This window comes from Methylorubrum rhodinum (genome assembly GCF_014199935.1).
GTDB lineage: Bacteria > Pseudomonadota > Alphaproteobacteria > Rhizobiales > Beijerinckiaceae > Methylobacterium > Methylobacterium rhodinum.
The window spans coordinates 98400-117834 of the sequence record NZ_JACHOP010000010.1; the positions used below are offsets into that span (position 1 = coordinate 98400).

At 70.3% G+C, this 19435-nt stretch carries 19 protein-coding genes; 11 read left to right on the forward strand and 8 right to left on the reverse strand.

The features are described from left to right. Positions 1–56: 56 nt before the first annotated feature. Entirely contained in the window at positions 57–677 is a 621-nt protein-coding gene (pncA, locus tag HNR00_RS13260) for a bifunctional nicotinamidase/pyrazinamidase (protein ID WP_183569999.1), read from the forward strand. A 191-nt stretch (positions 678–868) separates the two neighbouring features. Here pncA and HNR00_RS13265 read toward each other — a convergent pair whose 3' ends face one another. The 3 genes from HNR00_RS13265 to pabB are packed head-to-tail and all read right to left on the reverse strand — an operon-like array spanning position 869 to position 3712. Next, complete coding sequence (locus tag HNR00_RS13265; protein WP_183570002.1) at positions 869–1726, reverse strand: aminotransferase class IV; 858 nt, start codon at positions 1724–1726, stop codon at positions 869–871. Next, positions 1713–2330 (reverse strand): anthranilate synthase component II, encoded by a 618-nt coding sequence (locus HNR00_RS13270; RefSeq protein WP_183570004.1) that lies wholly within the window; start codon positions 2328–2330, stop codon positions 1713–1715. The genes HNR00_RS13265 and HNR00_RS13270 overlap by 14 nt, the downstream gene beginning before the upstream one ends. Continuing rightward, a complete protein-coding gene (pabB, locus tag HNR00_RS13275; protein ID WP_183570006.1) occupies positions 2327–3712 on the reverse strand; it encodes an aminodeoxychorismate synthase component I in 1386 nt (461 codons plus the stop codon). Before pabB ends, HNR00_RS13270 begins: the two co-directional genes overlap by 4 nt. A gap of 306 nt (positions 3713–4018) precedes the next feature. Here pabB and HNR00_RS13280 point away from each other — a divergent pair, with 306 nt between their 5' ends. The 6 genes from HNR00_RS13280 (at position 4019) to HNR00_RS13305 (ending at position 7103) form a co-directional block, all read left to right on the forward strand. Continuing rightward, positions 4019–4282, forward strand: a complete 264-nt coding sequence (locus HNR00_RS13280; protein ID WP_183570008.1) for a type II toxin-antitoxin system RelB/DinJ family antitoxin — start codon at positions 4019–4021, stop codon at positions 4280–4282. Further along, positions 4269–4550 carry a type II toxin-antitoxin system RelE/ParE family toxin gene (locus HNR00_RS13285; protein ID WP_183570010.1) on the forward strand — a complete coding sequence of 94 codons (282 nt, stop codon included), beginning with the start codon at positions 4269–4271 and terminating at the stop codon, positions 4548–4550. Before HNR00_RS13280 ends, HNR00_RS13285 begins: the two co-directional genes overlap by 14 nt. Before the next feature lie 120 nt (positions 4551–4670). Continuing rightward, positions 4671–6029 (forward strand): 30S ribosomal protein S12 methylthiotransferase RimO, encoded by a 1359-nt coding sequence (rimO, locus tag HNR00_RS13290; RefSeq protein WP_183570012.1) that lies wholly within the window; start codon positions 4671–4673, stop codon positions 6027–6029. Positions 6030–6088: 59 nt separating this feature from the next. Next, a complete protein-coding gene (locus tag HNR00_RS13295) occupies positions 6089–6274 on the forward strand; it encodes a hypothetical protein (RefSeq protein WP_183570014.1) in 186 nt (61 codons plus the stop codon). Between the two features lie 10 nt (positions 6275–6284). Further along, positions 6285–6695, forward strand: coding sequence for a DoxX family protein (locus HNR00_RS13300; protein WP_183570016.1), 411 nt, complete (start codon positions 6285–6287; stop codon positions 6693–6695). A gap of 261 nt (positions 6696–6956) precedes the next feature. Beyond that, positions 6957–7103 (forward strand): hypothetical protein, encoded by a 147-nt coding sequence (locus tag HNR00_RS13305; RefSeq protein ID WP_183570018.1) that lies wholly within the window; start codon positions 6957–6959, stop codon positions 7101–7103. 121 nt (positions 7104–7224) lie between these two features. On the opposite strand, the gene hspQ is transcribed toward HNR00_RS13305, so the two are convergent. Further along, positions 7225–7566, reverse strand: coding sequence for a heat shock protein HspQ (hspQ, locus tag HNR00_RS13310; protein WP_183570144.1), 342 nt, complete (start codon positions 7564–7566; stop codon positions 7225–7227). 61 nt (positions 7567–7627) lie between these two features. Further along, the gene (locus tag HNR00_RS13315) at positions 7628–8677 is read right to left on the reverse strand and encodes an HpcH/HpaI aldolase/citrate lyase family protein (RefSeq protein ID WP_183570020.1); all 1050 of its coding nucleotides are present in this window, start codon (positions 8675–8677) and stop codon (positions 7628–7630) included. A 457-nt stretch (positions 8678–9134) separates the two neighbouring features. On the opposite strand from HNR00_RS13315, the gene HNR00_RS13320 reads away from it, so the two are divergent. Beyond that, positions 9135–10433, forward strand: coding sequence for a patatin-like phospholipase family protein (locus HNR00_RS13320; protein ID WP_376770383.1), 1299 nt, complete (start codon positions 9135–9137; stop codon positions 10431–10433). 142 nt (positions 10434–10575) lie between these two features. Here HNR00_RS13320 and HNR00_RS13325 read toward each other — a convergent pair whose 3' ends face one another. Together HNR00_RS13325 and HNR00_RS13330 are read right to left on the reverse strand one after the other, a co-directional pair. Further along, entirely contained in the window at positions 10576–11121 is a 546-nt protein-coding gene (locus HNR00_RS13325; protein WP_183570022.1) for a hypothetical protein, read from the reverse strand. Between the two features lie 482 nt (positions 11122–11603). Then, complete coding sequence (locus HNR00_RS13330; protein WP_183570024.1) at positions 11604–12689, reverse strand: replication protein RepA; 1086 nt, start codon at positions 12687–12689, stop codon at positions 11604–11606. A 733-nt stretch (positions 12690–13422) separates the two neighbouring features. Between HNR00_RS13330 and mazG the strand changes: the two genes are divergently transcribed. Then, positions 13423–14253: a nucleoside triphosphate pyrophosphohydrolase gene (mazG, locus tag HNR00_RS13335; protein ID WP_183570026.1), complete on the forward strand. Its 831-nt coding sequence runs from the start codon at positions 13423–13425 to the stop codon at positions 14251–14253. 158 nt (positions 14254–14411) lie between these two features. On the opposite strand, the gene HNR00_RS13340 is transcribed toward mazG, so the two are convergent. After that, entirely contained in the window at positions 14412–14594 is a 183-nt protein-coding gene (locus HNR00_RS13340) for a hypothetical protein (protein WP_183570028.1), read from the reverse strand. 292 nt (positions 14595–14886) lie between these two features. On the opposite strand from HNR00_RS13340, the gene HNR00_RS13345 reads away from it, so the two are divergent. Together HNR00_RS13345 and HNR00_RS13350 are read left to right on the forward strand one after the other, a co-directional pair. Beyond that, on the forward strand, positions 14887–16080 hold the full coding sequence (locus tag HNR00_RS13345; RefSeq protein ID WP_183570030.1) for an efflux RND transporter periplasmic adaptor subunit: 1194 nt from the start codon (positions 14887–14889) through the stop codon (positions 16078–16080). Between the two features lie 12 nt (positions 16081–16092). After that, positions 16093–19236, forward strand: a complete 3144-nt coding sequence (locus tag HNR00_RS13350) for an efflux RND transporter permease subunit (RefSeq protein WP_183570032.1) — start codon at positions 16093–16095, stop codon at positions 19234–19236. The last annotated feature ends 199 nt before the right edge of the window (positions 19237–19435 follow it).

Genomic DNA, 19435 nt, shown 5'->3' on the forward strand with positions numbered 1-19435 from the left:
GGCTCCGCCCGGACCCGCCGAGGGACTTGTCCCTCGGGACCCTGGGACTTGGCACAATGAGCGATAACACCGACGTTCTGCTCGTCGTCGATGTGCAGAACGATTTTCTGCCCGGCGGGGCCCTGGCCGTGCCCGATGGCGACGCCGTGATCGGGCCGGTCAACCGGCTGGCAAAGCTCTTCCCGCACTTGGTGCTGACCCAGGACTGGCATCCGCCGGGCCACGCCTCCTTCGCCTCGCGCCATCCGGGCCGAAAGGCGTTCGACACGGTGGCGATGCCCTACGGCGAGCAGGTGCTCTGGCCGGACCATTGCGTGCAGGGCACCCAAGGCGCCGCCCTCGCCCCAGGCCTCGAAGCGGAGCGGGCCGAACTGGTGATCCGCAAGGGCCACCACCCGGAGGTCGACAGCTACTCCGCCTTCCTCGAAGCCGACCGGCACACCCGCACCGGGTTCGCCGGCTATCTACGGGAACGCGGCCTCACCCACCTGTTCCTCGCCGGCCTCGCCACCGATTACTGCATCCGCTGGACCGCGCTCGACGCCCGCGCCGCCGGCTTCGAGGTCACCGTGATCGAGGACGCGGTGCGCGGCATCGACCGCGACGGCACCCTGCGGGCCTGGGCCGAGATGGAGCGGGCAGGGGTGCGGCGGGCGACGAGCGATGCGTTCGCCTGAGCGACGCTCATCCCATTCACCCCCTCATCCTGAGGTGCGGAGCGAAGCGTAGCCTCGAAGGAGGGCTCCAGGGATCGCGCGATACGCTGGAGCCCTCCTTCGAGGCCGCTTCGCGGCACCTCAGGATGAGGGGGTGGGTGGGATGAAGGGATCACGGCGTCCCGCGATCCTGTGATCACGCCATCCCCGGATCACGGGTTCAAGGCGTGAGCCTCGACGCCGCACGAGGCCGCCACCGCCTCACGCAAACCGGCCCACAGCCGCCGCACGGTCGCGTGCTCGGCGCTGTCGTAAGCGGTAGCGCCGATGGCCGCCACGGGGGCGATCAGGCGAAGGGAATTGGTGACGAACAAAGCCTCCGCCCGCTCCAGCTCGGCAAGCCGAAGCGGGCGCTCCTCGACGGAGAGGCCGAGCCCCGGCGCGATGGTCGAAAGAATCTCGCCCCGGACGATGCCCGGCAGCACGCCCTCCTCCGCCGGAGGCGTCACCAGCACATCTCCCAAAACGACAAAAACATTGCCGGTCCCGGCGCAGGCCACGCGGCCCTTCGTGTTCAGGAACAGCGCCTCGTCGAACCCGGCCGCCGTCGCGGCGCGAGCGGCGAGCACCGCGTCGAGATAGCCCAGTGTCTTGAGCCGGGAGGCCGGGGAGGTCTCGTTGCGGGCGATCTCGGTCGGCAGGAGACGGAGGGCTGAGAAGAACAGGCCGGCCCTGGCCGGGGCGGCGCTGGCGAACAGGAACGGCGCGGGTTCCTGCGGCGGGGCGAGGCCGCGCGGCCCGGAGCCGCGGGTCAGCGTGGTGCGGATCGCCGCGAGCGGCAGGGTGTCGGCCAGCTCCCGCATCGCCTGTCGGATCGCGTCCGGATCGGCGGGATAACCGAGGGCAGCGGCCGCGGCGAAAAGACGGTCGATATGGGCGGATTCGAACGCGATCCGGCCTTGCACCGCGAGCGCCGTGTCGAACACCCCGTCGCCGAGCAGGAGCCCGCGGTCGCCCATGTCGAAGGGCAGCGTTCCGCCCTCGACGAGGCGCCCGTCAGCCCACAGCATCGGCTACCTTGGTTTGCGCCGCGCCGCGCCACGCGCGGGCGCCCTTCAAAAAATTGGCAAACAGCGCGTGGCCGTTCTCGGTCAGCACCGATTCCGGATGGAACTGGATGCCCCAGGTCGGGTGCGTCCGGTGCGACAGGGCCATCACCTCGCCCTCCGAGGAGACCGCATCGACGCTGAGCCGGCGCTCCATCTCCGGGGTCGGCGTCACGATCAGCGAGTGGTAGCGCCCGACCTGCATCGGCTGCGGCAGGCCGGAAAACAGCCCTTCGCCGCCGTGGCGGATCGGCGTGGCCTGCCCGTGCAGCGGGCGCCCGGCCCGCTCGACCCGGCCGCCGAAGGCCGCGCCGATCGCCTGATGGCCGAGGCACACCCCGAGGATCGGCAACTCGCCCGAGAGTTCGCGGATCGCGGATAAGCTGACGCCCGCCTCCGCCGGGGTGCAGGGGCCGGGCGAGATCACCACCGCCTCGGGGTTCAGGGCACGGATGCCGGGCACATCCAGCGCGTCGTTGCGCACGACCCGGACCGTCTCGCCCAACTCCTCGAAGTAGCGCACGACGTTGAAGACGAACGAGTCGTAATTGTCGACGACGAGGATCACGGCGCCTCCTCGAACGCGGCGAAGACCCGGGCGGCCTTGGTCAGCGTCTCCTCGTACTCGGAGGCCGGATCGGACAGGAGCGTCACCCCGCCGCCCGCCTGGAGCACGGCCTGGGCCTCGTCCATGAACACGGTGCGGATCGCGATCGAGGTGTCGAGCGAGCCGTCGAAGCCGAGCGCGCCGATCACCCCGCAATAGAGCTCGCGCGCGTCCCCCTCGATCTCGGTGATGATGTCCATGGCCCTGAGCTTCGGCGCGCCGGTGATCGAGCCGCCGGGAAACGTTTTTTGGATCAGATCGAGGGCGTCGGCGTCTTCGCGCAAGGTGCCGGTGACCACCGAAACGAGATGGTGGATGCCGGCATAGGATTCCAGCCCGCACAGGACCGGCACCTTCACGCTGCCGGGCTCGCAGACCCGCGACAGGTCGTTGCGCAGCAGATCCACGATCATGATGTTCTCGGCCCGCTCCTTCGGATTGGCCTGAAGCGCGGCCGCGACCTCGGCGTCGCGGGCCGGATCGGGATCGCGCCGCACCGTGCCCTTGATCGGCCGGGTCTCGACCGCGCGGCCCTGCAACTTCAGGAAGCGCTCCGGCGAGGACGAGGCGACCGTGAGATCATCGAAGTCGAGATAGGCCCCGAAGGTCGCCGGGTTGGTGGCGCGAAGCCGCCGGTAGAAGGCGAAGGGGTCGAAGCCGGGCGGCAGGTCGGCCACAAAACGCTGGGCGATGTTGGCCTGATAGATGTCGCCCGCGCGGATATAGTCCCGGACGGTTTCGACCGCTCTTTCATAGGCTTCCCGCGAAAGGTTCGTGCGCCACGCGAGCTTGATCGGGGTCCAGTCGGGCGGCGTTTCCGCCGGACTCGCGAGGAGTGCGGCGAAGGCGTCGAGCCGGGCTTTTGCGCGCGCCTCCCGGGCCTCGGGGTCGGTCTCCGGGAAGCCGGTGGCGATCAGCAGGCCGGTGCCGCTGGCGTGATCGATGGCGAGCAGCGTGTCGTAGAGGTTGAACGCGATGTCGTCGGTGAGCCCTGCCCGGCGGGCGGGCGGGACGACCCGCTCCAGGCTCGCGCCGAGATCGTAGGCGAAGTAGCCGATCGCCGCGCCGGGAAAGGCCGGCAGGTCGGGCCGGGGCGCGAGCCGGTAGGGGGCGAGGCAGGCCCGCAGGGCATCGAGCGGCGCGCCCGGCACCGGGCCCCCGTCGAGAGTCGCCTGCCCCTCGCGATACCGAAACCGCCCGAACGGGTCGGCGGCCAGCACCGAGACGCGCCCAAGCGTGTCGTGCGGCATGGCGCTGTCGAGGAAGGCGAGCCCCGGCAGCCGGGCGAGGCGGGTGGCCGCCGCGACCGGGTCGAGGAAGGGAATCGCGCGGGTCCAGACCATCGTCTTATAGGGTGTCGTGCGTCGGCGTCCGTCGCGGCAACGTCTCCGCCCACCCAAGGGCGTCCGGAACCGCGCCGTCAATCACCTCGCACATCTTGGGCCCGCGGGAGGGGTATGCGGATGTTCCGCCCGCTCTTCATCGAACAGGTGAAGAATGGCTATCAAACCACTGACCCGATTCGTTTTTGCTAGGCAAGGCAGGTCGTCTCGGTGAGAGGCGCAGCGGCGTCCGGTCGCCGCGGCCGTGAGACAATCGCTTGTGCTCCGCCTAGAGCTGCACGACATTGTCGTGCAAGCGAGGATTCAATGCCGACCAAGCCTCTGGTCCAGACCCGGATCGATGCCGAGACCAAGGAAGAAGCCACCGCCGTCCTCAAGGCGATGGGACTGACCGTCTCCGACGCGGTGCGGATGATGCTCGTGCGCGTCGCGCGGGAGAAGGCGCTGCCGTTCGAGCCGCTGGTGCCCAACGAGACCACGGTCGCGGCCATGCGCGAGGCCCGCGCCGGCGACTTGCCGCGCTTCGGCGGCGTCGAGGCGCTGATGGCCGACCTCGATGCGGACGATTGAGCGGACCACGCAGTTCAAGCGCGACTTCAAGCGGGAGAGGAAGGGGCGCCATCGCGCGACCCTCCCGGCCGACCTGACGGCGGTGATCTCCGACCTCGCGGCGGATCAGCCGCTCGCGCCGCGCCTGTGCGACCACGCGCTCACCGGCAGCTGGAATGATCACCGCGATTGCCACGTGAAGCCCGATCTCGTGCTGATCTACCGGTTGGTCGGCACGGAAACGCTTCAGCTTGTGCGCCTCGGCTCGCATGCCGAGCTGGGTTTTTAGAAACAACGGCTCCGCTCGCAACCGCGCCCCAATGCGGCTATATCGGCGACTTCACCGCCCTTCGCTTAAAGCGCACGCGGCCCTCTTCCGCAAAAGAGGCGCCGCTCACGACGAGCCGTCATGACCGCCACCGCCTCTCCCTCGGACACCAAGAGTGCCGCCAAGAGCGCCGCCGCGCCGCGGATCTCGTTCGTGTCGCTGGGCTGCCCCAAGGCGCTCGTCGATTCCGAGCGCATCCTCACGCATCTGCGCGCCGAGGGCTACGAGCTGTCGCGCCGCCACGACGGGGCGGACGTCGTCATCGTCAACACCTGCGGCTTCCTCGATTCGGCCAAGGCGGAATCGTTGTCGGCGATCGGCGAGGCCATGGCGGAGAACGGCCGGGTGATCGTCACCGGCTGCATGGGCGCCCAGCCGGAAGAAATTCGCGAAAAATATCCGAACCTTCTGGCCGTCACCGGCCCCCAGGCCTACGAATCGGTGGTGGCCGCCGTGCACGAGGCGGTGCCGCCGGCGCACGATCCGTTCCTCGACCTGATCCCGCCGCAGGGCGTCAAGCTGACGCCGCGCCACTACGCCTATCTGAAGATCTCGGAAGGCTGCAACAACCGCTGCAGCTTCTGCATCATCCCGAGCTTGCGCGGCGATCTCGTCAGCCGCCCGGCGGCGGACGTGCTGCGCGAAGCGGAAAAACTGGTGAAGGCGGGCGTGAAGGAGTTGCTCGTCGTCTCGCAGGACACCTCGGCCTACGGCCTCGACACCCGCTACGCGCCGAGCCGCTGGCAGGACCGCGAGGTGCGTGCCCGGTTCTATGATCTCGCCAAGGAACTCGGCGAACTCGGCGCCTGGGTGCGGCTGCACTACGTCTACCCCTATCCGCACGTGGACGAGGTCATCCCGCTGATGGCCGAGGGACGTGTGCTGCCGTATCTCGACATGCCGCTCCAGCACGCGAGCCCGTCGGTGCTCAAGCGGATGCGCCGGCCGGGCAACCAGGAAAAGCAGCTCGACCGCATCCGCCGCTGGCGCGAGATCTGCCCCGATCTCGCGATCCGCTCGACCTTCATCGTCGGCTTCCCCGGCGAGACCGACGCGGAGTTCGAGGAACTCTTGGAGTGGATCAAGGAAGCGCGTCTGGAGCGGGTCGGCTGCTTCGCGTACGAGCCGGTCAAGGGCGCCACCGCCAACGATCTCGGCCTGCCCGTGCCGCCCGAGGTCAAGGCCGAGCGCAAGCGCCGGTTCATGGCGGCCCAGGAGGTCGTGTCGCTGCGGCTGCAGCGGGCGAAGGTGGGCAAGCGCATCCCGGTCATCATCGACGAGGTCGGCCCGACGGTGGCGCGCGGGCGCTCGAAGTCGGACGCGCCGGAGATCGACGGCACCGTCCACGTCGCCTCGCGCCGCCCGGTGCGGCCGGGCGACATCGTCACCGTGAAGATCGAGCGGGCCGAGGCCCACGACCTGCACGGCCTCGCGGTGTGAGCCGAACCGCCCCGCCCGCCGAGGCGTTGCCCCGCCGACAGCAACCGGAAGGTTTGACCATGGCGGACGAGCAGCGCGACCGGAGCGACGAGGCCGCACTCTCGCCCAAGGATCCGGTGACGGGTCGGGTGAAGGCGCAAGACGGCCCGATGGAGCGCGCCGGCACGGAGGCCGAGGAAGCCGCCCACGGCAACACCCCGTCCGGCGCGACGCGCGAATCCCCCAAGCCGGAGCGCTCCGCCTGAGCCCCGCCTCGTGACCGACGACCGCCGTGGGCTGCGGCTCGGCCTGATCGGCCTCTACGGCTTCATCGGCGTGGTGCACCTCGCTGCCACCGACAAATTCCTGCCGATCATGCCGACCTTCGTGCCGCAGCCGCGCCTCGTCGTGATCGCCACGGGCCTGTGCGAGATTGCGGCGGCCCTCGCGCTGACGACGCCGTGGCCGGGCCTGCGCCGGGCGGCGGGGATCGGGCTCGCGCTCTACGCGGTCTGCGTGTTCCCGGCCAACATCAAGCATGCGGTCGAGGGCATCTCCCTGCCGCCGATCCCGGACACGTGGTGGTACCACGGCCCACGCCTCGCCCTGCAGCCGGTCATGGTGTGGTGGGCGCTCTACGCCACGAAGGCGATCGACTGGCCGTTCCGGGATCGGCGGATCCCCTGATCCCGTGATCCGAACGTCCCTTGATCCAGGGATCCGGGCATCCCCGGATCCCGGCCGGCCGCATCATGAATTCCTGATGATGATCGTCGGCACCGCACAGTCCTTCCGGGCTTTCGGCCGGTGCCGCTCGGCCGCGCCACGCCGCCGAGCGGCATCTTTCCAAATATGCGCAAGTCTTTTCTTGAGGAAAACCCGGCCTGGAGCGGTCGGGCGGCGCCAGAGCGGTGGCCGCGCGGATGCGAGGCCGTCTAGCCTCGCCTCATGCCGAAGCGTCGCGATCCGAGCCGGACCAGCAAGCCGCGCGGCGGGGCGGACGAGCCGCCTCGCCCGGAGCAATCGGCCGTCGAGCGCGCCCTGGAACGCGTGCTGGAGCGCCTGAAGCCGAAGCCGCCCCGCAAGGGCACCTGAATCCGGGTTTCGAAAGGGATCATCCCTTTCGCGGGTTCAGGGCAGAGCCCTGATCTTGGAGGGAAACCGGGGCTCTACCCCGGTGCCCGGCCAAAGGGATGATCCCTTTGGGAACCCGGACTTAATTCGCGTGGCCCAGGCGCATGCGGTAGCCGCCGTCGGGGTCGCGCTCGAACACCTCGGGAATGCCGGCGTGGCGCAGGGCCTCGCCGGAGGTGTCGGGCACGAGGTTCTGCTCGGAGACGTAGGCGACGTACTCGCTGTCGGCGTTCTCGGCGAGCAGGTGGTAGAACGGCTGGTCCTTGCGCGGCCGAACCTCTTCCGGAATCGCCAGCCACCATTCCTCGGTGTTGGAAAATTCCGGATCGACGTCGAACACCACGCCCCGGAACGGGTAGATCCGGTGCCGGACCACCGCACCGAGGCCGAATTTCGCGGTTCTCATGCTGGTCTGCTGATTCATGATCGACAAGATAGGCCTCGCGCCCGCTCCCTGCCAATGCGAGGCCCACCCTCCGCGACGATCAGGGCAGATTGTAGACCTTGGCGAGGTCCGGGTCCTTGTCGGCCACGAGCCGGGCGAGGTCGACGATGACCTTGGCCTGCTTCCACGTGGCGTCGTCCTGCATCTTGCCGTCGATCATCACGGCGCCGGTGCCGTCGGGCATCGCCGCGACGATGCGGGAGGCGAAGTTCACCTCGTCCGGATCGGGGGCGAACACGGTCTTGGCGAGCGCGACCTGGCTCGGATGCAGCGTCCAGGCGCCGGCGCAGCCCATCAGGAAGGCGTTGCGGAACTGGACCTCGCAGGCGGCCGAATCGGAGAAGTCACCGAACGGGCCGTAGAACGCCTTGATGCCGTTGGCCATGCAGGCATCGACCATCTTCGCGATGGTGTAGTGCCACAGATCCTGCTGGGCGGAGGAGCGCTCGGCGTCGCCCTTCGGGTCGGACAGAACCTTGTAGTCCGGGTGGCCGCCGCCGACGCGGGTGGTCTTCATCCCGCGGGACGCCGCGAGATCGGCCGGCCCCAGGCTCATGCCGTGCATGCGGGGGCTTGCGCTGGCGATGGCATCGACGTTGGCCACGCCCTCCGCCGTCTCGAGGATGGCGTGGACGAGGATCGGCTTCTTGACGTTATGACGCGCCTCGAGCTGGGCGAGCAGCTGGTCGATGTAGTGGATGTCCCACGGGCCCTCGACCTTGGGCACCATCACGACGTCGAGCCGGTCGCCGACTTCGGCCACCAGGGTGAACAGGTCGTCGAGGATCCAGGGCGAGTTCAGCGCATTGATGCGCGTCCACAGGCCGGTGCCGGAGGCGGCGAAATCGGTGGCCTTGGCCATCGCGACGAAGCCGTTGCGGGCTGCCTCCTTCTGGTCGGCGGGGACCGCGTCCTCCAGGTTGCCGAGCACCACGTCGACCGTCTTGGCGAGTTCCGGCACGCGGGCGCGGACCTTCTCGTTGTGGGGCGGCACGAAGTGGATCATCCGCTCGAGCTTGATCGGCAGTTCGCGGAACGGCTCGGGCGCGCCGGCGGCGAGCGGCTGGAAGAAGCGGCGGGGCAGTTTCATCGGATGTCCAGGCTCCGGTTTCGGCGTCTGGCCAACCGGTTAGAGCACCCCGGCCCCCGTCGTAAAGCCGGGCTTTCGGGCAAGGGCGGCGACCCGCCGCACGCTCGGACCCGGCATGGATAGAACATCCGCGGACAACCCTTGCGCCGGATGCATTCGAGCATTGCACGAAACCGCATTCGGGAAGATCATCCGCGGGCGAGCTCAAGATTCGGCCAAGGATTCGGGTGTGCCCGCGCACCGCGTCCGGGTCCGGTTCGCCCCAGATTGGCGTCAGTTGCTTGCCCGGCGAAGCATGACGGCCTGGAACGCTCCGGGCCGGGCCGTGTTTTCCGGCCGAGGCGGGCGTGTGGATTCACGAAACTCCTGCCGGTCCATGGCGGCCGGTGGGGGACATCCGGTGATCGGATGTATCGAGGGTCCACGCAGATCGAACACCGTCAAGGGACGTGCGTCGATGCCGGAACGGATCACGATTTCGAAAGGGCAGGGGCTGCCGGCCGCCGGGCGGATGCGCCGGGGGCTCGTGCTCACCTTGCTCGGCACCGCCATGGCGCTCGGTTCGCCCGCCTTCGCGGCCGAGCGGCCGGCGGCCAAGAAGATGCAAGCGGAGAAGGTGCAGGCCGACAGGCCCGCCGAGAAGCTGCCCGAGGAGCGGGCGGACTACACCGCGGCCCAAGCCGCGAACGCCCGGCCCGAGGGGCTGCCGGCGTCCGTCCGCATCGCGGGCGACGACGCGAGCGCCTTCAAGGCGCTGATCGACGGGGCCGACAAGGCCTCCGATCCCTGGCTGGTGCTGTCGGGGGGCGGGGAGAACGGTGCCTTCGCCGCGGGCCTGCTGGCGGGCTGGAGCGAGCGCGGCGACCGGCCGTCCTTCGGTGTGATCACCGGCGTCTCGACCGGCGCGCTGATCGCCCCCTTCGCCTTCGTCGGGCCCCAGGCCGACGGGGCCTTGAAGCAGAACTACACCGAGATCTCCGCCGCCGACGTGTTCGAGTTCGGCGGCACGCGGGATTCGCTCACCGACACGTGGCCGCTGAAAGAACGGATCGAGCGCGCGGTGACGCCCGCGCTGCTCAAGGCGGTGGCGGCCGAGCACGCCAGGGGCCGGCGCCTCTTCATCGCCACGACCCAGGTCGACAGCGAGCGGCCGACCCTGTGGGACATGGGCGCGATCGCGACGCTGAACGCCGGCGGCGACGCCCGCGCCCTCAAGCTGTTCCGCGAGATCGTGCTGGCCTCGACCGCCGTGCCCGGCGTGTTTCCGCCGGTGCTGATCCCGGCGAGCAGCGGGGGCAGGAGCTTCGAGGAGATGCACGACGACGGCGGCGCCATGGGCCCGTTCTTCCTCGCCCCCGCCGCGGCGGTGGCGGGCGAGACGCGCCTGATCCTGCCGGCCTCGCGGATCTACCTCGTGGTCAACAACCGGCTGGAGCCGGACTTCCAGATGGCGGGCCGCTCGGTGCTGTCGGTGCTCGGCCGTACCATGTCGGCGGCGATCAAGGCGCAGACCCGGGCGGCACTCGCGCTGACCCGCTCCTACGCCCAGCGCACCGGCCTCGACCTGCAGGTGGCGCTGATCGACCAGCGCTTCACCCGGACCTCGGAGCGCCCGTTCGACCGGCCCTACATGCAGGCCCTGTTCGCCCACGGCCAAGCGCTCGGCCGCGACGGCACCGCCTTCGCGGAGACCGCCCCCCACGACGGGGGGCATGCGGACGTGTCGGGCTCGGTGGGGACCGTCGCCGGGCGGTGACGGGGGAGGGGTCGCGTCGATACGCGATCCGTTGTCGCCCCTCGCGACGGTAGCATCCGGCGGCCATCGCCGGACGCGCGAACGACACGCGGAGGCTGCGCACCGGTCAAGCACCCGTGTGCAGCTTTTTCGTTTGTGCCCCTCACCCCTCCTCCGCCTCGGCCGGGGCGTAGACGGCGTCGCCCAGGCGGCGGAGCGGGCCGCCGGGGGCGGAGCGCTTCCACAGCCGCGTGTTGAGGGCCGCCACCGGATCGGCGCCCGGTAGGGCGAAGCCCTGGTCGGACAGCCGCGCCCAGATCTCGCCGGCATGGAGCGGCCGGCCGGCCTCCTCCAGCGCGGCGAGCGCCGCCTCGATCAGGGCCCGGCCGTAGCGGCGCGCCTGCACTGTCTCCGACAGGCCGCCGGCCTCGGCCTCCGTCCGTGGGGGGGACGGGGGCGGGGAGGGCGGTACTGGCGCCCACGGTGCGGGCGGGACAGCGGGGGAGGCGGCTCGGGACGGCTCCGCGGCGGGACGGCGTGGGGCGGGCGCATCCTCCGGCTCCTCGGACGCCGCGTCGGCCCCCTGCCCCGCGAGGCGGCGGCCGAGTTCGAGATAGAGGACGAGGTCGGCGATCTCCCGCTCGATGACGTCGCGGCGGCGGCGCAGCTCCGCCAGCCTCGCCTCGGCCTGCGCTTCCGACAGCCCCATGTTCCGAACGCTCCGACGGGCCCCTACACGGAATGGGGCGAGGATTGGAAGATAGCGCGGATTGGGATGGATTGGAATAAAGGCTCGCGGGCTTCGCGCTATTCATCACAGTTGGAATTTTTGGAGTTCCAGGTATTCCATATTCCGTATGCACTGCGCCTCGCGCGAGCCTGCATCTGCCTGCCGTCCTGACTTCCGCTTCGATCCGTCATCGCGAGGCGAAGCCGAAGCGATCCTGGGCGCGACCTGTTCGGATACGGCGTGACCGCGCCGAAGCGGTCGTCGGCGCGGCTTTTCCGGCGCGCTGGATTGCCTCGGCTCCGCCTTGCAATGACGGGAATGTTTCGATGGAACGAGGCTAGCGCCGCTGAGGCGGCCAAAATGGAATATTCCGTATGGCGCTATTCCACGGTGGAGTTACCTAGGGAATTTCTACCTCAGAATACCTCATGTTCCGTTCCGCAAAGGAAGGGAACATTCGCTCACGCCCGCGCGGCCTTGGCCGTGCGCGCCGCCTTCGGCGGCACCAGCAGGCTGCCGGGGTCGGCCGGGTGGAGGAGGAGGCCGCCCTCGTCGAGGTCGATGCGGAGCTTCGGGAACACCTCCAGCAGGCCGGCGAGGTCGGCCTTGAAGGCCTGGCGGAAGCTGCGCAGGCTGGCGTTCTCGGCCCCGAACTGGCGGTGCAGGTTCTCCCAGGTGAGGCGGAGCGGCCGCTGCAGGGCGCGGAGCCGATAGCCGGTCCAGAACAGCAGATCGAGCTTGCGCGCCGAGCCGGAGAAGGCGCGGGCCGCGCGGATATCGACGGGCAGCGCGTGCCGGATCAGGCTGTCGTAGAAGTCCTGGTGGAACGAGACGGTCTTCTGCCAGACGAGTCCGTCCTCGCCGCGGCGCCACAGCTCCAGGGCGCGAAAAGGGGGCACGTTGAGGGTCGAGGCCTGGCCCTCGCCGTCCCACAGGCCGATCTGCATCGAGCAGGCGGCGAGCCGGTTGAGCTGGTCCTTGAAGGCGCCGATCGTGCCGCGCTCGCCGCCGGTGACGGCAAAGCCCATGGCCTTCATGAACCCCGAGAGGCTGTCGGCGACCTCGATGGTCGGGCTCCTCTGGCGCACCGCCTCGGTGCAGAGATGCAGCAGCACGAGCCGCGCCTTGGGGCCGTAGGGGAGGCCCTGCGGCTCCATCTCGCCGGTCACCGGGTTCTTCAGGCGCCCGGCCATGAGGCTTAGCGAGTTGCGGCCGTATTCCCGCACGAATTCGCGGGATCCGCCGGGATCGCGGTAGGGCAGGCCGCAGAGCGCCAGGACCGAGTGCAGGTGCTGGAGGTTTTCCGGGGCGGTCGGCTCGTTCTCGATGACCTCGCGCACGGCCTCGCGGCGGCGGCGGTCGCGGCCCATGGCCTCGCGGCGCTCCGCCTGCGCCCCGGCGGCTTCCCGCTCGGCATCGCGCTCGCGCTGGCGGTAGAGCAGATGCTCGACGATCGGCGCGAACAGGAAGCCGCCGCGCGCCGCCTCCAGCTCGGCGCGCAGGTCCGCGTCGCGGATCCGGTCGATCTTGGCCTCGAGCCCGGACATGGCCGGTTCTCAGCGAGCCGCCGCGGGGGCGAGGAGGGAAGGGGAGATCACGGGTGTCTCGGGTCCTGCCTAAGGCCAAATCGCGTACGGCCAAGTCGTGTACGGCCAAGCCTGGGGTTCCTGCCGCCAACCACCCTGTCGCGATTCGGCTCCGCGGAGTCTCAGGGGGCCGGGGAGTTTTCCCGGCAATTCACGCATCCCCGGCCCGCTCTGCACAGGCAGGCAGGGCGGCGGCCGCGCAGAGTTCGATACGGGGGCAAACCGGCCCACGCAGAGTTCGATACGCCCCCGGCCGGCACCTTGTCCCCACGATCCACCGGCGAGCGCCGCGATCCACGCCGAATCCCGTGCGCACCCGCGCAGAATCCGATGCGATTCCTCCGTGAGCCCGCGCAGAATCCCATGCGGGTCCACGCAGAGTTCGATGCGCATCCACGCAGAGTTCGATGCGCGAACAGGGTCCAAGCCACGGACGGGACAGGGGATTTCGGCGCCCCCTATAACTTGCCGAACTGACTCTCGAAGAATCCTTTACAGATAGCTTTCCTAAGGGGTGTGGAGCCGCGTTCGGCAAAACGAACAGGCCGAAAGCCCTGATTTTCAAAAGGAATTAAGGGAATTTTGCACAGGGCCGGACGGGATCCGCCTCGGGTTGTCCCCGCCGTGGGCTGCTGCCGCAGCGGGGCAGGAGCGGCTATGAGCAACTCCGAAAAAACAGCCGGAGGCCGGGCGGATGGCGGAGCGGGACGGAGCGGCGATCGACAGGCTGCGGGCGCTGATGGCGGCCTTGCGCGATCCCGAGCGGGGCTGCGCCTGGGACTTGGCCCAGACGCCCGAGAGCATCGTGCCCTACACGATCGAGGAGGCCTACGAGGTCGCCGACGCCGTCGAGCGCGGCGACGCGGACGACCTGCGCGACGAACTCGGCGACCTGCTGCTGCAGGTCGTGTTCCAGGCCCGCCTCGCGGAAGAGGCCGGCGCTTTCGGCTTCGACGAGGTGGCGGAGGCGATCGTCGCCAAGCTGATCCGGCGCCATCCGCACGTGTTCGACGCCGACGGCGCGTTCCTGTCGCTGGGGCAGCGGCCGGACGATCCGGCGGCGATCGAGGCGGCCTGGGCGCGGATCAAGGCGCAGGAGCGGGCAGCCAAGGCGGCGTCCGGTCGGGCCGAGGCGGCGCCCGGACCGTTCGCGGACGTGCCGCGGGCGCTGCCGGCGCTGGCGCGGGCCGACAAGGTCTCGCGGCGGGCGGCCGCGACGGGCTTCGACTGGCCGGATGCGGCGCAGGTGCTCGCCAAGGTGCGCGAGGAGACCGACGAGGTCGAGGAGAGCTTAAGCGCGGGCGACCCGGAGGCGGTGGTCGAGGAGATCGGCGACCTGCTGTTCTCGGTGGCCAACCTCGCCCGTCATGCGGGCGTCGATCCGGAAGAGGCCCTGCGCCGGGGCACGCGCAAGTTCGAGCGCCGCTTCGCGGCCATGGCGGCCCGCCTCGACGGCCCCCTGGAGGCCAGCGACCTCGCCGCCATGGAAGCCGCGTGGCAGGCGGTCAAACGTACCGAATCATGAAGACCACCGGGGCTTTATGCCCCGGTGGTCTTCATGATCCTGGTTTCGAAAGGACAAGTCCTTTCGCGGGTCCAGGGCAGGGCCCTGGTCGGCGAAGCCATCCATGGGGCTCCGCCCCAAACCCCGCCAAAGGGATGATCCCTTTGGGATCCCGGACTTCAGGAGATCAGGTCGAGCTTGGCGGTCTCGAAGCCGGCGCTGCGCAGGCCGTCGGGGAGGGCGGCATAGTCGGCGTAGCCGGCCTCACGGGCCATGGCGTCGAGGGCGGTGCGCTCGTCGTCGGCGCTGCCGGTCCAGAGGACGGCGCCGCTGGTCTTCTGGCGGATCTGGAAGATGCTCATGCCGGGAACCTCATCGGGAAGGGGTCGGCGGTTCGGCCCGCGTCTCACCGGGAGGCGCGACGAATCCTGTATCGAGACAACCCGCGGGCACGGCCGCGGTTGCACCGACCTTCGGCGCAAAGGTCTCAGGCAAGGAAATCCGTATAGCCGGGCGCGAAGAGCGCCCCGCAGACGCGGCCGCCGGCGCTTGAGGCCAAGCATAAGATGCGACCTTGCACCGCGCCATCAAATCGCCCGGCCTCGTGGACAAGGGGAGGGCGGCCCTGCCCGTTCTCCGTCGAAGCGAAGCCCCATGCCCGCCCGCCTCCTCGCCCTGCCGGTCGCGGCCTGCCTGTGCTTCGCGCCCGCGACCCTGCGCGCCGAGCAGGCGCCGCCCGCGGCCGCCGTGCCGGACCCGGCCGCTCTGCTGCCGGCGGTGAGCGTGGTGCCGGCCGAGCGGCGGGAGATCGTCGAGCGGGCGATCGTCACCGGCACGCTGGTGCCCCGCGACGAGATTCTGGTCGCTCCCGAGGTCGAGGGGCTGCGCATCGTCGAGCTGGCGGTGGAGGAGGGGGACCGGGTCGAGAAGGGCGCGGTCCTGGCCCGCCTCTCCCTGGAGATGATCGAGACGCAGGAGGCCGCCAACGCCGCCGCGACCGCCAAGGCGGAAGCCGCGATCCTCCAGGCCAGAAGCCAGATCGTCCAGGCCGAGGCGGCGCAGGTCGAGGCGCGCCAAGCGCTGGAGCGGGCGCAGTCGCTCGTGCGGACCGGCAACGCCACCGCGGTCACCCTGGAGCAGAGGGTCTCGGCAGCGGAAGGCGCCAACGGGCGGCTCGACGCGGCGCGCGCGGGCCTCGCGCTCGCCCAGGCCGACCTCGCCGCGGCGAAGGCGCAAGCCCGAGAGATCGCGCTGCGGCGCGCCCGCACCGAGATCCGCGCGCCGGAGGCCGGCATCGTCAGCCGCCGCACGGCCCGCGTCGGCGCCACCGCGAGCGCGGTCGGCGAACCCTTGTTCCGGCTGATCGCGCGGGGCGAGATCGAACTCGAAGGGGAGGTGCCCGAGACCGCCCTGCCCCGGCTCAACCCCGGCGATCCGGCCCGCCTCGAACTGGAGGACGGGCGCGCGATCCCCGGCGCGGTGCGGCGGGTCTATCCCGAGGTCGAGCGGGCGACGCGGCTGGGTAAGGTCCGCATCCGGCTGCAGCCGGACCCGGCGCTGCATATCGGCGCCTTCGCCCGCGGGCGGGTCGAGGTGGCGCGGCGCTCCGGCGTCGCGGTGCCGCTCGCCGCGGTGCTCTACGCCGCCGACGGCACCGCCACGGTGCTGGCGGTCGCGGAGGGCCGCGTCGCCGCCCGCCGGGTCGAGACCGGGCTCTCGGCCGAGGGCTTCACGGAAGTCCGCTCCGGGATCAGCGCCGGCGAGACCGTCGTGGCGCGGGCCGGCTCGTTCCTGCGCGACGGCGACCGGGTGCGGCCGGTCCTGCCGGCGACCGCCGCGGCCCGCTGAGGGGAACTCGCCATGCGCCTCAACATCTCGGCCTGGGCGATCCGCAAGCCGATTCCCTCGCTCGTCCTGTTCCTCGTGCTGATGGTGCTCGGCCTCGTCAGCTTCCGGTCCCTGCCGATCACGCGGTTTCCCAACATCGACATCCCGATCGTCTCGGTGACGATCACGCAGTCGGGCGCCGCGCCCTCCGAATTGCAGACCCAGGTGACGAAGTGGGTCGAGGATTCGGTGGCCGGCGTGAAGGGCGTCAAGCACATCCTCTCGACGATCTCGGAGGGCTCGTCGGTCACGACGATCGAGTTCCGGCTCGAGACGAACCAGGACCGCGCCGTCAACGACGTGAAGGATGCGGTGTCCAAGATCCGCATCAACCTGCCGCGCACCATCGACGAGCCGATCATCAGCCGCGTCGAGATCGCCGGCCTGCCGATCATGATCTACGGCGCCTCCGCGCCCGCCATGACGCCGGAGGACCTGTCGTGGTTCGTCGACGACGTGGTGGCGCGCCAGATCCAGGGGGTGAAGGGCGTCGGCGGCGTCGAGCGGCTCGGCGGCGTCGCCCGCGAGATTCGCGTGACCTTGAAGCCCGACCGGCTGCTCGCGCTCGGCATCACCGCCGCGGACGTGAACCGGCAACTGCGCCTGACCTCGGCCGACATGGCCGGGGGGCGCGGGGAACTGGCCGGCTCCGAGCAGTCGATCCGGACATTGGGCGGCTCGGCGAGCCTGGAGACGCTGGGGGCCACCTCCATCGTCGTGCCGGGGGGCCGCAAGGTGCGGCTCGACGAACTCGCCACCCTGATGGATTCGGCCGAGGAGCCGCGCACCTTCGCCCGCTTCAACGGCGAGCCGGTGGTGGGCTTCGCGATCTCGCGGGCGATGGGGGCGAGCGACGCCGAGGTCTCGGTCGCGGTCGCCAAGCGCGTCGAGGACCTGCACGCCGCCAATCCGGGGGTGCGCTTCGATCTGATCGACACCAGCGTGATCAACACGGTGGGCAACTACCACTCGGCGATGATCGGCCTGCTCGAAGGGGCGGCGCTCGCCGTGATCGTGGTGTTCCTGTTCCTGCGGGATTGGCGCGCCACGCTGATCGCCGCGGTGGCGCTGCCGCTCTCGGTGCTGCCGACCTTCTGGGTGATGAGCGCGCTCGGCTTCTCGCTCAACGCCGTGAGTCTGCTGGCCATCACCTTGGTGACCGGCATCCTCGTCGACGACGCCATCGTCGAGATCGAGAACATCGTCCGCCACATGCGGATGGGGAAGTCGCCCTACCGCGCCGCGCTGGAGGCCGCCGACGAGATCGGGCTCGCGGTCATCGCCATCACGGCGACCATCATCGCGATCTTCGCGCCCGTGTCGTTCATGCCGGGCATCGCCGGGCAGTATTTCAAGCAGTTCGGCCTCACCATCGCGGCCGCCGTGTTCATGTCGCTGCTGGTGGCCCGCCTCATCACGCCGCTTCTGGCCGCCTATTTCCTGCGCGACCACGGACCCGAGGACGAGCGCGAGGGGCCGGTGATGCGGCTCTACGGCCGGGTCGTGGCGTGGTCGGTGCGCCACAAATACGTGACGCTGGTGCTCGGGCTCGCGTGCTTTGCCGGCTCGATCATGTCCACCCGGCTCCTGCCCGCGGGCTTCCTGCCGGCGGAGGACGCCGCGCGCACGATGTTCGTGGTGGAACTGCCTCCGGGCGCCCGGCTCGACGACACCAAGCGGGTCTCCGACGGCATCGTCGAGACGATCCGGGCCATGCCCGAGGTGAAGTCCGTCTTCGTCGACGGCGGGCGCCAGCTGCCGGGCAAGAAGGAGGTCAGGCTGGCGAGCCTCACCGTCAACCTCACCCCGAAGAACACGCGCCGTCTCACCCAGAAGCAGGTCGACCTGAAGATCTCCGACATCCTGCGGCAGGTGCCGGACATCCGCTTCTGGTCGCTGCAGGAGGGCGGCCAGCGCGAACTCGCCCTGATCGTCTCGGGGCCCGACAAGGACGTCGTGGCCGAGGTGGCCGCTCGGCTCCAGCGCGAGGCCGCGGGCGTGCCCTACCTCGTCAACGTGATGTCGACGGCCCCCCTCGACCGCACCGAGATCCGCATCGTCCCGAAGCCCGGCGTCGCGGCCGATCTCGGCGTCTCGACCGATCTCATCGCCGAGACGGTGCGGGTCGGCACCATCGGCGACATCGCGGCCAACCTCGCCAAGTTCAACGCCAAGGACCGGCAGGTGCCGATCCGCGTCATGCTGCCCGAACGCCTGCGCGGGCAACTCCCCGAGATCGAGACCCTGAAGGTGCCGGTGAAGGCGGGCGCCGCCGTCCCGCTCTCGACGGTGGCCGACCTCAAGCTCGGGCGAGGGCCCACCGCGATCGAGCGCTACGACCGCACGGTGCGCGTCGCCATCGAGGGCGACCTCCAGGGCTCGGACGCGCTCGGCACCATCATCGAGCAGGTGATGGCGCTGCCGGCCGCGACCCACCTGCCGGACGGCGTCACCATCAAGCAGACCGGCGACGCCGAGGTGATGGGCGAGGTGTTCGAGGGCTTCGCGCTCGCCATGGGCGCCGGGCTGATGATGGTGTTCGGCGTGCTCGTGCTGCTGTTCGGCAACTTCCTCCAGCCGCTCACCATCCTGTTCTCGCTGCCGCTCTCCATCGGCGGGGCGATCCTGGGGCTGCTGATCTTCCACATGCCGATCTCGATGCCGGTGGTGATCGGCATCCTGATGCTGATGGGCGTGGTGACGAAGAACGCGATCATGCTGGTGGACTTCGCCGTGGAGGAGACCGCCCGCGGCGTCGATCGCGTCACCGCCATCGTCGAGGCCGGGCGCAAGCGGGCGCGGCCGATCGTGATGACGACGATCGCCATGGCGGCCGGGATGGTGCCCTCGGCGATGGCCTTCGGCATCGGCGGCGAGTTCCGCGCGCCCATGGCGGTGGCGGTGATCGGCGGGCTGATCGTCTCGACGGTGCTGTCGCTGGTGTTCGTGCCCGCGATCTACCTCCTCGTGGACGATCTCTCGGGCCTGTTCGTGCGCCTGTTCGGCCGCTTCGTCGGCGAGACCGACGAGCCCGAGGCGGAGGCGCCGTTCCATCCCGCGCCGCCGGCCAACGCGCCCGGGACGCCCGGCTACGGCGCCCGCGTCGCCGCCGAGTGACGGCGGCGGCGACGGCACGCCTCGCGACGGCACGGCCCCCGGATCGCCGGAAGACGGCGCACGAGAAGAAAAAACCCCGAGACGCCGATCCGACCCGGTGCGATCGGGTCGGGCCCCGTCCCGATCCGGGAAGATGTTTCCCAAAAGCATTCCGCAATGTCCTCGCCGGCCCGTGAAACCGGCAGGGATTCGGGCTGTC